This window comes from Lonsdalea populi, assembly GCF_015999465.1.
Lineage (GTDB): Bacteria > Pseudomonadota > Gammaproteobacteria > Enterobacterales > Enterobacteriaceae > Lonsdalea > Lonsdalea populi.
This window is the reverse complement of record NZ_CP065534.1, coordinates 1,167,155-1,180,097: the sequence shown is the minus strand read 5'-3', so window position 1 is coordinate 1,180,097 and position 12,943 is coordinate 1,167,155. Positions and strand designations below refer to the sequence as shown.

Sequence of the window (12,943 nt, the reverse complement as noted above, 5' to 3'; positions counted from 1 at the left end):
CGCGGCGCTAGCGGGTAAACTTTGGATGTTTGCAACGGAGGTGGCATTCCTCCATAAACGCCTTTTGGCTGATGATGTCTACGCCTTCTCAAACCCTGACGTAGCATATGCCCATCCTTTCGAGATTAACCCAACTTGCTGTGGAAATAAAAGATGTCCATAAACGCTAATTTATTCGCTGTTTTTTTCGGTGGTGGCATTGGCTGCGTCGCGCGCTGGCTGCTAACTCTGCGTTTTAACAACGGCGCGTCGGGAATACCGACCGGTACGCTGATGGCAAACCTGATTGGCGCGGCCATCATTGGGGCGGCGGCAAGCTATTTCGTTCGTTTACCGGATTTACCTTCTCACTGGAAACTGGTGGTAACGACGGGATTTTGCGGCGGCTTAACCACGTTCTCCACGTTCTCAGTGGAAATGCTGGGGATGATTCAAGAAGGACAGTGGTTAACGGCAGGGATCTATATGGTATTGAGCTTTGTCGGTTCGCTGGCGCTGGCCGCCCTCGCTTTTTCTCTTGTGAGTTGGCTCGCTGCCCACTAAAAATAAAAACCCGCCAATCGGCGGGTTTTTTAGAAATCGGTATAATTAAATAGCGATAACGTTAGCGGCAGAAGGACCTTTTGCACCGCTAGTGATTTCGAACTCTACACGCTGACCTTCAGCCAGAGTTTTGAAACCATTGCTCTGGATGGCAGAGAAGTGTACGAACACGTCTTTGCTACCATCTTCAGGAGTAATGAAACCGAAACCTTTGGACTCATTAAACCACTTAACGCTACCTGTAATCTTAGACATCAAACTTACCTTTAACATGAATGAAAGACACAAACTCTGTGTCATGCACAGTACAGCAATAGATGAAGCATTTGTCCAGCTGAACATCGACGAAATGCAATAAAAAGCGTTAAAAAATCCGACTAGCGCCTTTTACGACCTGCATTCATGCGCCATATGCTTTTTTACAACCATATAACATCGTTTTTATTCGTTTTTAGGATAATGAAAACCCGGTTAGAAAAGGCCGCCAAAAGCGATAACGCATTTTTAGCCAAAATCGCAGCGTGAAATTCATACAGTACTCCCCGCGCAACACGGCGATCGCCAAAAGGGCAGAGGATAATAAATAGGCATCGAATAATAGCCTCTTTTATTTACTCAGGTTTCCTCATTTCCCCTTCAACCGGCAGTTGCTAAAAGATGATCCACTATCCACCGACTTCCTGTCACCGCGCCGAGGTTTACATGAAATAACGCTAATAGATTGGTATGGCATCGGACCTGAATTAAACGTTATGATCCGCATCCTAATTCCTAATAAAAAACAAAGGGTTTATTCGCCATGACGACCATGTACGGTATCAAGAACTGTGACACCATCAAAAAGGCCCGCCGTTGGCTGGAGGCCCATCGGATTGACTACCGTTTTCATGACTACCGAACAGACGGACTGGACGATGCTCTACTGCAATCGTTTATCGAAAGCCTGGGTTGGGAACCGCTGGTGAATAAGCGGGGTACGACCTGGCGCAAGCTGGACGAAGCCCGGCGCGATGCGATCGATAATGCCGCTGCGGCAAAAGCTGTTATGCTGGATCAGCCAGCGCTGATTAAACGTCCTTTGTTGGTTGACGAGGATGGGAAAACGCTGCTTGGCTTCAGCGACGATAGCTACCAGCAATTTTTTGCGGAGGAGAAATAACGTGTCCTGCCCCGTCCTCGAACTCGCTCAGCAGTTAATTAAACGCCCTTCCCTCAGCCCGGACGACGCCGGCTGCCAAACGCTCATGATCGAACGCCTTGAGGCCATCGGCTTTACCATCGAAAAAATGAATTTCGGTGATACGCAGAACTTCTGGGCCTGGCGCGGAACGGGCGAAACGCTGGCCTTTGCCGGACACACCGACGTGGTTCCCAGCGGAGAAGCCAGTTTGTGGCAACATCCGCCTTTCGAACCCACCATCAGCGACGGTATGTTGTATGGCCGTGGCGCGGCTGATATGAAAGGATCGCTGGCGGCGATGGTCGTCGCCGCTGAGCGCTTCGTCGCTGCGAATCCCCAACATAAAGGCCGACTCGCCTTTTTGATTACCTCAGACGAAGAGGCTGATGCGACGCACGGCACCGTCAAAGTGGTGGAAGCGCTGATGGCGCGTCAGGAGCGTCTGGACTACTGCCTGGTGGGTGAGCCCTCCAGCACCGAGCGGGCTGGCGATGTCGTCAAGAACGGTCGTCGCGGCTCGATTACCGCCGACCTGCGCATTCACGGTATCCAGGGACATGTCGCCTATCCGCACCTGGCCGACAATCCGGTCCACCGCGCGCTACCCGCGTTGAACGAACTGGCCTCCACCGTATGGGATGAAGGCAATGAATTCTTCCCGCCCACCAGTATGCAGATCGCCAATATTAAAGCCGGCACGGGAAGCAATAACGTGATCCCCGGCGAACTGCAGGTGCAGTTCAATTTCCGGTTCAGTACCGAGTTGACGGACGACACCATTAAACAGCGCGTCACCGAGCTGCTGGACCAGCATCAGCTGAACTATACTTTGGACTGGAGGTTATCAGGTCAGCCCTTTCTGACCGCTCGCGGCGCGTTGGTGGATGCCGTAGTTAACGCGGTCGAGCACTACAGCGAATTAACCCCGCAGTTGCTGACGACCGGCGGCACCTCAGACGGACGCTTTATTTCCCGTATGGGTGCGCAGGTGGTGGAACTGGGGCCTGTGAACGCCACCATTCATAAAGTGGACGAGTGCGTCAACGCAGCCGATTTACAGCTGCTGAGCCGTATGTATCAACGGATTATGGAGCGACTGATCGCATGATCACCCCTGCTATGCTGACCGGAAAGCATCATCAGCATCTGATGACGCTGACGGGCCAGCATCGTCTACAGGCCGAAGCGGTACGCGCCTTTCAGGCGTTGCAGCGGGAAGCGCGACAGGCGGGATTTAATCTTCAGCCCGCCAGTACATTTCGCGACTTTGAGCGCCAGCGGCTGATATGGAACGGCAAATTTACCGGACAGCGACCGCTGTTATCCCATAACAACCAACCGGTTGACGCCCTGTCGATGGCGGTTCCCGAACGCTGTGAGACGATCCTACGATGGTCTGCGCTTCCGGGCGGAAGCCGCCACCATTGGGGCACCGATCTGGACATATACGATCCCGGCCGGCTGCCATCAGGGCAGTCGTTGCAGCTTGAGCCATGGGAATATGAATCCGGCGGTTACTTTTTCGAGCTGAACGACTGGCTGACGGAGCACATGCGGAAGTACGATTTTTATCGTCCTTATGCCCATGACAGAGGCGGCGTCGCCATTGAGCCTTGGCACATCAGCTATCTGCCGCTGGCTCGTGAGGCCATGACGTTGCTGTCGCCGGAAATTATTCTTGGCGCCTGGGAAGGTGAAAACATCGCGGGTTACGACTGGCTGAAACCGCACCTTCCCACGCTGTTCACCCGATTTATACACGCTGTCGATGAGGCATAATATGGCATGGCTGGCTGATTACTGGTGGATCATTCTGCTGATACTGGTGGGAATGTTAATTAACGGGATCAAGGAGTTAAGTCGCGTAGACTACAAGCGATTCCTGAAAGACAAACCGGTGCTTCCGCCTCACCGCGATAACAATGCACAGTGGGATGGAGAAGACGATTGGCCTAAAGATAAGCAACAAGATAAAAAACAGGACGAAAAATAGTTTTTCATCCTGTTTGACCTTCTTTCGCGTCAGCCGCAACAGGCGCAGAGCCGACCGCAATGCGCCTCGCTCTCCAACCTTGACCGACGCTTCCGTGTCCTACCTAAACGACCTAAGATCTACGGCGGAAAACGCGCTAACGCTCAACGAAAGGCGATAAGCTCCCCGCATTTCCCCTGCACCGCCTCGTCCCAATATCGCCGGGGAATGTAGTACCGCAGGCGATCTAACGCGAAGTCCATCATGCGCATACCGATGGCGTGCCCTAACTCCGGCACCCGATCCAGGGTAAAGTCCGCCCCCAGCGTTTGCAGGCGCTGTGCCGCCAGAGACGCATGCTCGATTGAAATCACCGGATCTTCCTCGCCGTGCAGTAAATGCACCACGCTATCATCCGACAAAGGCCGTTCAGGCAGCGTAGCATAGCGGCCGCTGAAGACTACAGAGCGTCCGGCCAATTGCGCTTCTGCCTTCAGGGCCTCCAGGATCATCATCCCACCCTGCGAAAAACCCACCAATGCCGTGTGGCTCGCGTGGATGCCGCTTTGCGCCTGCCAACAGCGAATGGTCTCAATAAAGCTCGGCAGGACGCACTGAATGCGATCGGGACGATTCGCCTCGGTAATATCCAGCACCGAGAACCAGCGGCGGCTGCCATTCTCACTTTTCGGGCTGCCCACGCTAATCACCAGCGCTTCTTTGAATGCGTCGGCGAAATAGCGGCCGATCTCGGCCATCGACGCCGGGTTGTCCCCTACGCCATGAAACAGCAGGAATAACTGCCGGGGAGCGGAAGGCTGTTGTACCATAACGTATTCGTGTTTCATGTTTTCTCTCCTGCGGACTGATATCTGAGCCGATAGCGTCACTATACGCCTGCCGTCAATCGCCCAATATTGAGGTTCATTGAACGAGTTATTGCATATTCCTGCACGGCATCGTAACGGTGCGCAGTGATTTCAAGAGAAGAGAAAAACTAGGCCAGCCACTGCCGCGCGCGTTGGAGAGCGTCATTATCACAGTGAGACAAAGCCTCTGCGGTTTCTTCACGCCAGCGGCGCAGCAAGGATTTTTTACCGCTCAGACCCAACCGCTCGACGCATTGACTTTCCTGCGCGCCTTCATCCAGCCACAGCCTTAGCGCGGGCAGCGCCAGCGAGGTATGCGCCAGCAGTCGGCATAGCGAGGCCAGGCTCGCCTGAGGAGAACGATGGGCGAAAGCGAATCCGCACAGGTTGAGCCAGTCGGCTTCATCCAACGAGCTATCGTCATCCAGTTCAATATCCAGCATCAGCCCGATATCCCGTCGCAGCCAGCGCCAGTCGCGTGCCAGCTGTCGCGCTGCCTCTTGCGCCATCGTCTTACCGGCATCGCTCAGCGGTAATAACGCCATCGCGCTATAGCAGCCGCTGCTGGCTTCAATATGACTGCCGATACGCGCCAGACAAAAGCCGCAGTGCTGCCAGAACCGCCACAGCGCTGGCTCGTAGCCGAAGCTGACCGACAGAAAGTCCATGCCCTCTTGCTCGCTCTGCCGCTGTTGCTCCCGCACCAGCGCCTGTCCGATACCTTCTCGTCTCGCCGAAGGCAGAACGGCAATCCGGCTGATGCGCCGTGAGCGCAGTTGCGGCGCCGTCCACAAATTGCCGTGAGCCGCCAGCGACTGGGCAACCAGATTGCCGCGCGGCCGCCGACGTCCGGCCCACACATCGCGGGCCAGCCCGGCGTTTAATCCGCCTTCGTCCACCGACCAAATGACGCCGCACAGGCTCTCATCGCTGCGGGCGGTGACAAGGTGCATACCCGGAGCATCCAGCAGGCGACGCAGGTCCAACGGGGACGTTCGGTAGTGCGCGCTGCACAGTAGGCCGTAACACTGTTCCAGCCGAGCCGAAAAGCGTGTCCACCCGGCCGGCTCGTCGCTGACCAAAGTGACAGGCGCCGTTGAACGTTGCCGCTCCAGCCGATTTTCGGCTTGAAACAGCATGACGCGATCCAGCAAACGTTCCAGCGGGTCGTCGATAGCCCAGCGCAGCGGTTCACTGAGCTCCAGCATTTGACAGTCAGGCAGTCCGGCACAAAATTTAAGCCAGAAACCGCGTCCGGTCCCTTCATAGCCCAGCACGGTGGTAGTCATGAGCACATGGGGAAAATAGGACAACATTTCATTGAGGACTGAAGATGGGATCGCCGCCGCCTCGTCAATCAACAGCCACTCCGCGCCGCCGCTATGCTGACGGCAGTGCGCCAACAGGCTATCTGGCGACCAGAACGATGTCGCGTCGCCCGACTGACGCAGCAAGACATCGCTGGCCGCACGGGAGGGCGCAACCACCCAACAGCGTTCGCGACATTGCTGAGCGAACAGACCCGCGACCGTCGATTTCCCTCGTCCTCGCGGAGCGGTGATGACATAGGCCGCATGCCGGGCGGCCCGTAACTGCTGCAAAATATCCAGTTGCCTTGGCGTGGGCCTGCCGTCCGGCGCATGCCAGGCTGGCCGCGCGCGAAGCGGCGTCATGGCCAACGGCATCGACTGACGCCAAACTACGGCTTCGCCGTCGGACAGCAGGGCCTCACGCAAACGACGGATGAACGCGGGCGTCGCGATAGGTGCCGCACTTTCACTCCAGCGTAGGCTGTCCGTATCCGGACTGTGGGGCCAGGCTTCCCAGTCCGGAACCAACAGCAGCAGCCAACTTCCGGCTTTGAGGGTGCCCGCCAGAATCGCCAGCGCCTCGGCATCCAATCCCTCGTGCGCGTCAAAGACGGCGTGCAGGAACTCCTGCCCCAGCTTCCCTTTCAGTTGAGACGGCGCCATCACTGATTCCGACACCGTGTTGCCGACCCATAGCCAGTCGCCGGGCAGCGCCTGCCGCAATGTCCGGGCCTGTTTTATGCACCATTCCCGATCGCCGCTGATCGCCAGCACGCGGCGAATACCCGCCTGCGACAGCGTCGATTGCGCGGCGACAAGCGCGCCGATTGCGGGGATCGATGTCTCCGACAAAACGTCAGCCGCCTTTACCGACCAGCAAAGACAGCAACCCGGCCGCAATCAGCGGTCCGACCGGTACGCCGCGGAATAGCGCCACGCCCATGACCGTGCCGACCAGCAACCCGGCCACGACGGAAGGTTGGTTTGTCATCAGCGCAACACCGCGCCCGCCCAGCCAGGAAACCATCACGCCGATCAGCACCGCCAGCAGCGATTTCCAGTGCAGGAACGAGTGCATGACGTCACCCGCGCTGATTTTTCCGCTGGCGATGGGGGCCATCACGCCGATCGTCAATACCAGTACGCCGACGGTCAGACCGTATTTCTCCACCCAGGGAAAGTAGTTGTTCAACGGCGTGATACGTACCGCCAGCAACGCCAGAATGGCTAGCGTCACGGTCATGTTGTGGCTGATGATGCCGAGCGCGGCCAGAGCCAGCAAAATCAATAGCGTCGGGTCTAGATAGGCCATGAAAATTCCTTGCGGGGAAAAGCAGAAAATACGGCGGGCAATAATACCACCGATCATGATAGGACCGGGGATCAATCTCAGTCAGAGTGGTAATTCAGTAGAGCGATGGGAGCGCCGTCAGGTTTTTCACTTCCTGACGGCGAAACGAAAACGTTTGCTTTTTTAGTCTAAAGAAACGCCGATACGGCGGGCAACTTCTTCATAGGCTTCAATCAAACCGCCCAGGCTCTGACGGAAACGGTCTTTATCCATCTTATCCAGCGTGTTTTTGTCCCACAGACGGCTGCCATCCGGCGAGAACTCATCGCCCAGCACCACTTCGCCCTTGAACAGACCAAACTCCAGTTTGAAGTCCACCAGGATCAGCCCGGCATCGTCGAACAGCTTGCTGAGCACGTCATTTGCCTGATAGCTCAGCGCTTTCATGCGCGTCAGATGCTTCTCGCTCACCCAACCAAAGGTCTCACAGTAGGATTCGTTGACCATGGGGTCATGCATGGCGTCGTTCTTCAGGAACAGGTCGAACAGCGGCGGATTCAGAATTTCGCCTTCTGTGATGCCGAGACGTTTTACCAGCGAGCCCGCGGCACGGTTGCGGATCACACATTCGACCGGCACCATATCCAGTTTTTTCACCAGCACTTCGGTATCGGACAGCAGACGCTCCATCTGAGTCGGGATACCCGCTTCTTCCAGCTTGCTCATGATGAAATGGTTGAATTTGTTGTTCACCAGCCCTTTACGATCAAACTGCTCAATGCGCTGACCATCTAACGCTGACGTATCATTGCGAAATTGCAGCACCAGCAGATCGGGATCTTCCGTGGTGTAAACCGTTTTCGCTTTTCCGCGATACAACTCAGCTAGCTTTTGCATCTTTATTACTCCACACAGTGAGGGCCATCCGCGCATGGCCCGTGATAATTAATGCGTTGACAATAGAATAAAAAAGGGCCGGATTTTCCGGCCCTGAACACTTATCGATTAAACGCTGCCTGGAACACCGCCACCAACGCGTCGTTTTGCGACTGGGTGAGGGGACGACCTTTCGAGTCGATGAACTGCAGGCTGCTGCGGTTGCCGAGGTCGCCGACCTGCAGCTTGTAATCCCCGTTCGTCATCTGCGGATCTTTCGCACCCAGCGCATCCCAGCGGTCGCTGCCCGGCGAACGATAGGTCACGGAGACCGAGCCCTGAGGACGGCTGCGATCGTTCACCGTCATACCGATATTTTCCAACGCCTTCGGCAAACGGTCCCAGACCTGAACATAGCTTCCGCGCACCACGATCAACGGCAGACCGGCATCATCGGCGGCGCTCTGAACATCCAGAGACTGACTTCCGCGATGAGACTGCGCATTTTCACGGGCGGACACCGCCTTCTCCAGGCCATCGGACAACGAGTTTATCATCTGGCTCGTATAGCGCTGCGTCAGGAAGGCATCGTCCACCGACGCATTGTTCTGCTGCAGGGCGAGGAGCTTCACGCCCAGCGCCAGTTGATAACCCTGAGGCTTCAACGACACTTCATAGCGCGCCTGATAAGGCGCTTCTTTTTCTTCTTCGGAATTCCAGCTGATCCAACCGGTGGTCAGCGTCTGGCTGGCATCTTGACGGTTGTCGATGGTGTAGCCTTTGGACTGCATCACCTGAACGATCTGGGACCACAGCTGGCTATTCTGAGCGCTGTTTTCCAGCAGCAGGGTCGCGGTATTTCCACTCACCTGACCGCGTGAGCCGTTCAGCAGCGCCAGCGACTGCATCGGCGGACGAATATCCAGATTTTTGCCCACCTGACCGTTTGGATTAATCGGCGGCAAATCGTAGTCGCCGTTTTGCAACGGCAGAATCATACCGGATGGGACGTTCAGCGCACGGTGCTCCGGCGTCTGCAGGTAGGACTCATCACCGTTGACCTGACGCTTATAGCGCTGATCGTTGGTACAGGCTGTCAGCAGCGCGATCAGCGAAAGGCCGACCACAGTTGCCACCATTGACTTTTGCAATGAAGAACTCATTCAAACTCCCTAACGATTACAGCAGACCAGACTGCTTTAACGCCTGCCCTACCGCCTCACGACCGCTTTCAGTCAGAGGCGTCATCGGCAGACGCAGCGTATCGGTCGCTATCAATCCCAATGCCTTACAGGCCCACTTCACCGGAATCGGATTGGGTTCTACAAACAGTTTCTGATGAAGCGGCATCAGCCGTTGGTTAAGACGACGGGCTTCAATAAAGTTGCCTTGCGCCGCCAGCGAGCACATTTCCGCCATTTCACGGGGGGCAACGTTCGCCGTCACGGAAATCACGCCGTGACCGCCCAGTTGCATGAAGTCCAGACCGATGTCGTCATTGCCGCTCAGCAGCACGAAGCCGTCATCGACCAGTGCTTGGATCTGAGTCACCCGGCTTAAGTTCCCCGTAGCTTCTTTAATTCCGACAATATTTTTGATGGCGGCAAGACGGGCAACGGTTTCCGGCAGCAGGTCGCAGCCGGTACGGGAGGGTACATTATAGAGGATCTGAGGCAGGTCGGTATGTTCAGCAATCGCTTTGAAGTGCTGGAACAGCCCTTCCTGAGTCGGCCGGTTGTAGTATGGCGTTACCGTCAGACAACCCGCGATGCCGCTGTCGTTGAAACGTTGGGTCAGGGAGATGGCTTCCGCCGTGGAATTAGCGCCAGTGCCGGCGATAACCGGGATGCGTCCGCCGCACATATCCAGCGTCAACATCACCACTTCCGCATGCTCGTCGTGGCTCAGCGTGGCAGACTCTCCGGTGGTCCCTACCGAAACAATCGTCGATGTTCCGCTGGCGACGTGATAATCGATTAATTTTTTTAAACCCGCACGATCGACCGCGCCTTTGGCGTCCATCGGTGTAATCAGAGCAACACTGCTTCCCGTAAACATTGGCCATCCCCTCCAAAAACAAGTGCCTCATGGTACTTTTGACGCCCATGCAAAAGCAAGCGCGCAAGCGCCGTTGTCTGCGCTTGGCAGCCGGTTTTTTTTATGTGTACCATGTAGATCTCAACACATTGAACAGGAAGCGCCATTTTGCCTAGCCCTCAAGAACACTATCTGGTCATCACCGCGCTGGGGGCCGATCGCAACGGCATCGTCAACACGATTACGCGTCATGTCAGCAGCAGCGGCTGCAACATCGAAGATAGCCGTCTTGCCATGCTGGGCAAAGAGTTCACCTTTATCATGCTCCTTTCCGGCAGTTGGAACGCCATCGCCCGGATCGAGTCCACGCTGCCGATCGTCGGCGCCGAGCTGGAACTGTTGATCGTCATGAAACGCACGGAGTCGCATGCACGTCCGCCTATGCCTGCCGCGGTATGGGTCAAGGTTGAGGTCGTCGACTCCCCCCACATCATTGAGCGCTTTACCGACCTGTTTGACTCCCACCAGATGAATATTGCCGAACTGGTTTCCAAAACCCAGCCGGCCATCGGAGACGCCCTGCCTAAGCTGTACATCCAGATCACCGCGCACAGTCCGGCAACGCTGGACGGTTCAATTATTGAGCCGGCCTTTCATCAGCTATGTACAGAACTGCAAGCACAGGGCAGTATTAGCGTGGTGAACTATCCACAGCATGAAAAGAGAGATGGAGAGTAGTGATGACCACACTGAAAGCCGGCGATATCGCACCCAAATTCAGCCTGCCCGATCAGGATGGCGAACCCGTTAACTTAACCGACTTCCAGGGACAGAAGGTGTTGATTTACTTCTATCCCAAAGCCATGACGCCGGGTTGCACCGTGCAAGCCTGCGGCCTGCGCGACAACATGGACGACCTGAAGAACTATGGCGTTGAAGTCCTCGGCATCAGCACGGACAAACCTGAAAAGCTGTCCCGCTTCGTGGAAAAAGAGCTGCTGAACTTTACGCTGCTGGCGGACGAAGACCATCAGGTCGCCGCTCAATACGGCGTCTGGGGCGAGAAAACCTTCATGGGGAAAACCTATGACGGCATCCACCGCATCAGCTTCTTGATCGACGCAGAAGGCAAAGTGGAAAAAGTCTTCGACGATTTTAAAACCAGCAATCACCATGACATCGTGCTGAGCTATCTGAAGAGCGAATAATTGCTTCCAGAGCCCGGCATGCCCGCCGGCACACGCGCTTCGTGCCGGCCGCTTTCCCTTCACACACCTTCCGCGCTTTCATGCACTCTGTCTTTTTATGCCGGGTATTTCCTTTGCAGGCGACCTCTGGCTAAGATGAAAACCATGATAACGATTTCGCCCTGTCTACAAGGTGGTACGCACAATGGCTAACCGAATTCACCAGACGGTGATGGCGATGCTGGCGACAACGCTGCTTACCGGCAGCCCGGTCGTCATCGGCGCCGACGTTCAGGATCGTCTGCCGGATATCGGCACGACGGCAGGCGCTACGCTGAGCATCAATCAGGAACTGGAAATGGGGGATTTCTATCTGCGCAAGCTGCGTTCAGGCGCGCCGCTGGTCAACGATCCCCTGCTTTTACAGTACATCAACCAGCTCGGTAACCGACTGGTCAACTCTGCCGACTCCGTCCGGACGCCGTTTCACTTCTTCCTGGTCAATAATGACGCAATCAACGCCTTCGCCTTTTTCGGCGGCAACGTGGTGATCCACTCCGGCCTGTTCCGCTATGTGGAGAATGAGAGCGAGCTGGCCTCGGTACTGGCGCATGAAATCTCCCATGTTACCCTGCGCCATCTGGCGCGCGCTATCGAGTCGCAGAAAAACAGCGCGCCGCTGACCTGGGCGGGCGCGCTGGGGTCGATTCTACTGGCGATGGCGAATCCGCAGATGGGGATGGCGGCGCTCAGCGGAACGCTGGCGGGCGCGCAGCAAGGTATGATCAGCTTTACGCAGGCGAATGAACAGGAGGCCGACCGCATCGGCATCCAGGTGCTGCAACGTGCGGGATTCAATCCGCAGGCAATGCCCAATTTCCTCCAGCGTCTGGCCGATCAGACGCGTTATGCCACCACGCCGCCGGAAATGCTGCTCACTCACCCCTTGCCGGAAAGTAGACTGTCCGACTCCCGCAACCGTGCCAACCAGATGCGAGCCACACCGGCCCATTCGTCGCAGAATTTCCTGTTAGCGCGTATTCGTGTATTGACGATGTATTCATCGGACGACAATCCGGTCGCCGCCACGCTTCTGAGCAACTGGGAGAAAGGCAATGTACGAGAGCGAGAAGCGGCACAGTATGGCCGGGCGATTCAGGCCTACCAGACCAAAAAATACGACAACGCGCGCGCGGCGCTCCAGCCCCTGCTCGACAAATCGCCCGCTGACCCGTGGTTCCTGGACTTAATGACCGATATCGATATTGGTCAGCAGCGGGCGCCGCAGGCCATCGCCCGTCTACAAAAAACACCAGGCGCGCAGGCCAATCCGGTGCTGCAGCTTAATCTGGCGAACGCTTATGTGGAAGGCCATCAGGCCGCGGCCGCCAGCCGTCTCCTGCATAAATACACCTACGCGAACCCCAGCGATCCCAACGGTTGGGAGCTTCTCGCCCATGCGGCGGCCAACCAGGGCAATCGCAGCGAAGAACTGGCGGCCCGCGCTGAGAACCTGGCGCTGAACGACAAACTCGATCAGGCCATCCGCCTGTTGAGCAACGCCAGCGCCCAGAGCAAGCTCGGCAGCCTGGATCAGGCGCGCTACGATGCCCGCATCGACCAGTTGCGCACGCTGCAAAAACGCTTCCGGCAATACGACAAATCCTGATAACACAAG

Annotated in this window: 15 protein-coding genes and 1 riboswitch; of the genes, 8 read left to right on the top strand and 7 right to left on the bottom strand. The window is 56.4% G+C overall.

All coding sequences use genetic code 11. The annotated features are described in order from the left end of the window. The first annotated feature begins 27 nt into the window (after window positions 1–27). Window positions 28–88: riboswitch (Fluoride riboswitch) on the top strand. A gap of 71 nt (window positions 89–159) precedes the next feature. Next, window positions 160–543 carry a fluoride efflux transporter CrcB gene (crcB, locus tag I6N93_RS05225; protein ID WP_085687137.1) on the top strand — a complete coding sequence of 128 codons (384 nt, stop codon included), beginning with the start codon at window positions 160–162 and terminating at the stop codon, window positions 541–543. A gap of 45 nt (window positions 544–588) precedes the next feature. Here crcB and cspE read toward each other — a convergent pair whose 3' ends face one another. Next, window positions 589–798, bottom strand: coding sequence for a transcription antiterminator/RNA stability regulator CspE (gene cspE, locus I6N93_RS05220; RefSeq protein WP_026738919.1), 210 nt, complete (start codon window positions 796–798; stop codon window positions 589–591). Between the two features lie 544 nt (window positions 799–1,342). On the opposite strand from cspE, the gene I6N93_RS05215 reads away from it, so the two are divergent. Genes I6N93_RS05215 through I6N93_RS05200 form a run of 4 tightly spaced genes read left to right on the top strand, consistent with a single transcriptional unit; the run spans window position 1,343 to window position 3,716 of the window. Beyond that, complete coding sequence (locus I6N93_RS05215; protein WP_085687061.1) at window positions 1,343–1,702, top strand: ArsC family reductase; 360 nt, start codon at window positions 1,343–1,345, stop codon at window positions 1,700–1,702. Window position 1,703: 1 nt separating this feature from the next. Continuing rightward, the gene (gene dapE / locus I6N93_RS05210; protein ID WP_085687062.1) at window positions 1,704–2,831 is read left to right on the top strand and encodes a succinyl-diaminopimelate desuccinylase; all 1,128 of its coding nucleotides are present in this window, start codon (window positions 1,704–1,706) and stop codon (window positions 2,829–2,831) included. Beyond that, window positions 2,828–3,502, top strand: a complete 675-nt coding sequence (locus I6N93_RS05205) for a M15 family metallopeptidase (protein ID WP_085687063.1) — start codon at window positions 2,828–2,830, stop codon at window positions 3,500–3,502. Before dapE ends, I6N93_RS05205 begins: the two co-directional genes overlap by 4 nt. A 1-nt stretch (window position 3,503) precedes the next feature. Further along, on the top strand, window positions 3,504–3,716 hold the full coding sequence (locus tag I6N93_RS05200) for a YpfN family protein (protein WP_085687064.1): 213 nt from the start codon (window positions 3,504–3,506) through the stop codon (window positions 3,714–3,716). Window positions 3,717–3,859: 143 nt separating this feature from the next. Here the strand turns inward: I6N93_RS05200 and ypfH are convergent, their stop codons facing one another. The 6 genes from ypfH to dapA all read right to left on the bottom strand — a co-directional run bounded on the left by ypfH (window position 3,860) and on the right by dapA (window position 10,099). After that, entirely contained in the window at window positions 3,860–4,543 is a 684-nt protein-coding gene (gene ypfH, locus I6N93_RS05195) for an esterase (RefSeq protein ID WP_085687065.1), read from the bottom strand. Window positions 4,544–4,692: 149 nt separating this feature from the next. Beyond that, window positions 4,693–6,702 carry a tRNA(Met) cytidine acetyltransferase TmcA gene (locus I6N93_RS05190; RefSeq protein ID WP_085687139.1) on the bottom strand — a complete coding sequence of 670 codons (2,010 nt, stop codon included), beginning with the start codon at window positions 6,700–6,702 and terminating at the stop codon, window positions 4,693–4,695. 28 nt (window positions 6,703–6,730) lie between these two features. Beyond that, window positions 6,731–7,186, bottom strand: coding sequence for a DUF441 domain-containing protein (locus I6N93_RS05185; protein ID WP_085687141.1), 456 nt, complete (start codon window positions 7,184–7,186; stop codon window positions 6,731–6,733). Between the two features lie 162 nt (window positions 7,187–7,348). Further along, window positions 7,349–8,062, bottom strand: coding sequence for a phosphoribosylaminoimidazolesuccinocarboxamide synthase (gene purC, locus I6N93_RS05180; protein ID WP_085687066.1), 714 nt, complete (start codon window positions 8,060–8,062; stop codon window positions 7,349–7,351). A 101-nt stretch (window positions 8,063–8,163) separates the two neighbouring features. Next, a complete protein-coding gene (gene bamC / locus I6N93_RS05175; protein WP_085687067.1) occupies window positions 8,164–9,204 on the bottom strand; it encodes an outer membrane protein assembly factor BamC in 1,041 nt (346 codons plus the stop codon). A gap of 16 nt (window positions 9,205–9,220) precedes the next feature. Beyond that, complete coding sequence (gene dapA / locus I6N93_RS05170) at window positions 9,221–10,099, bottom strand: 4-hydroxy-tetrahydrodipicolinate synthase (protein WP_085687068.1); 879 nt, start codon at window positions 10,097–10,099, stop codon at window positions 9,221–9,223. 147 nt (window positions 10,100–10,246) lie between these two features. On the opposite strand from dapA, the gene I6N93_RS05165 reads away from it, so the two are divergent. The 3 genes from I6N93_RS05165 (at window position 10,247) to bepA (ending at window position 12,934) form a co-directional block, all read left to right on the top strand. Then, a complete protein-coding gene (locus I6N93_RS05165; RefSeq protein WP_085687069.1) occupies window positions 10,247–10,816 on the top strand; it encodes a glycine cleavage system transcriptional repressor in 570 nt (189 codons plus the stop codon). Window positions 10,817–10,818: 2 nt separating this feature from the next. Next, the gene (bcp, locus tag I6N93_RS05160) at window positions 10,819–11,286 is read left to right on the top strand and encodes a thioredoxin-dependent thiol peroxidase (protein WP_085687070.1); all 468 of its coding nucleotides are present in this window, start codon (window positions 10,819–10,821) and stop codon (window positions 11,284–11,286) included. A gap of 184 nt (window positions 11,287–11,470) precedes the next feature. Then, entirely contained in the window at window positions 11,471–12,934 is a 1,464-nt protein-coding gene (bepA, locus tag I6N93_RS05155; protein ID WP_085687071.1) for a beta-barrel assembly-enhancing protease, read from the top strand. The last annotated feature ends 9 nt before the right edge of the window (window positions 12,935–12,943 follow it).

Excerpts from the sequence above, each read along its gene's own strand:
- cspE (WP_026738919.1), bottom strand. The coding sequence starts at position 798 with ATGTCTAAGATTACAGGTAGCGTTAAGTGGTTTAATGAGTCCAAAGGT.
- I6N93_RS05215 (WP_085687061.1), top strand. The coding sequence starts at position 1,343 with ATGACGACCATGTACGGTATCAAGAACTGTGACACCATCAAAAAGGCC.
- I6N93_RS05205 (WP_085687063.1), top strand. The coding sequence starts at position 2,828 with ATGATCACCCCTGCTATGCTGACCGGAAAGCATCATCAGCATCTGATG.
- I6N93_RS05200 (WP_085687064.1), top strand. The coding sequence starts at position 3,504 with ATGGCATGGCTGGCTGATTACTGGTGGATCATTCTGCTGATACTGGTG.
- ypfH (WP_085687065.1), bottom strand. The coding sequence starts at position 4,543 with ATGAAACACGAATACGTTATGGTACAACAGCCTTCCGCTCCCCGGCAG.
- I6N93_RS05185 (WP_085687141.1), bottom strand. The coding sequence starts at position 7,186 with ATGGCCTATCTAGACCCGACGCTATTGATTTTGCTGGCTCTGGCCGCG.
- purC (WP_085687066.1), bottom strand. The coding sequence starts at position 8,062 with ATGCAAAAGCTAGCTGAGTTGTATCGCGGAAAAGCGAAAACGGTTTAC.
- bamC (WP_085687067.1), bottom strand. The coding sequence starts at position 9,204 with ATGAGTTCTTCATTGCAAAAGTCAATGGTGGCAACTGTGGTCGGCCTT.
- dapA (WP_085687068.1), bottom strand. The coding sequence starts at position 10,099 with ATGTTTACGGGAAGCAGTGTTGCTCTGATTACACCGATGGACGCCAAA.
- bcp (WP_085687070.1), top strand. The coding sequence starts at position 10,819 with ATGACCACACTGAAAGCCGGCGATATCGCACCCAAATTCAGCCTGCCC.
- bepA (WP_085687071.1), top strand. The coding sequence starts at position 11,471 with ATGGCTAACCGAATTCACCAGACGGTGATGGCGATGCTGGCGACAACG.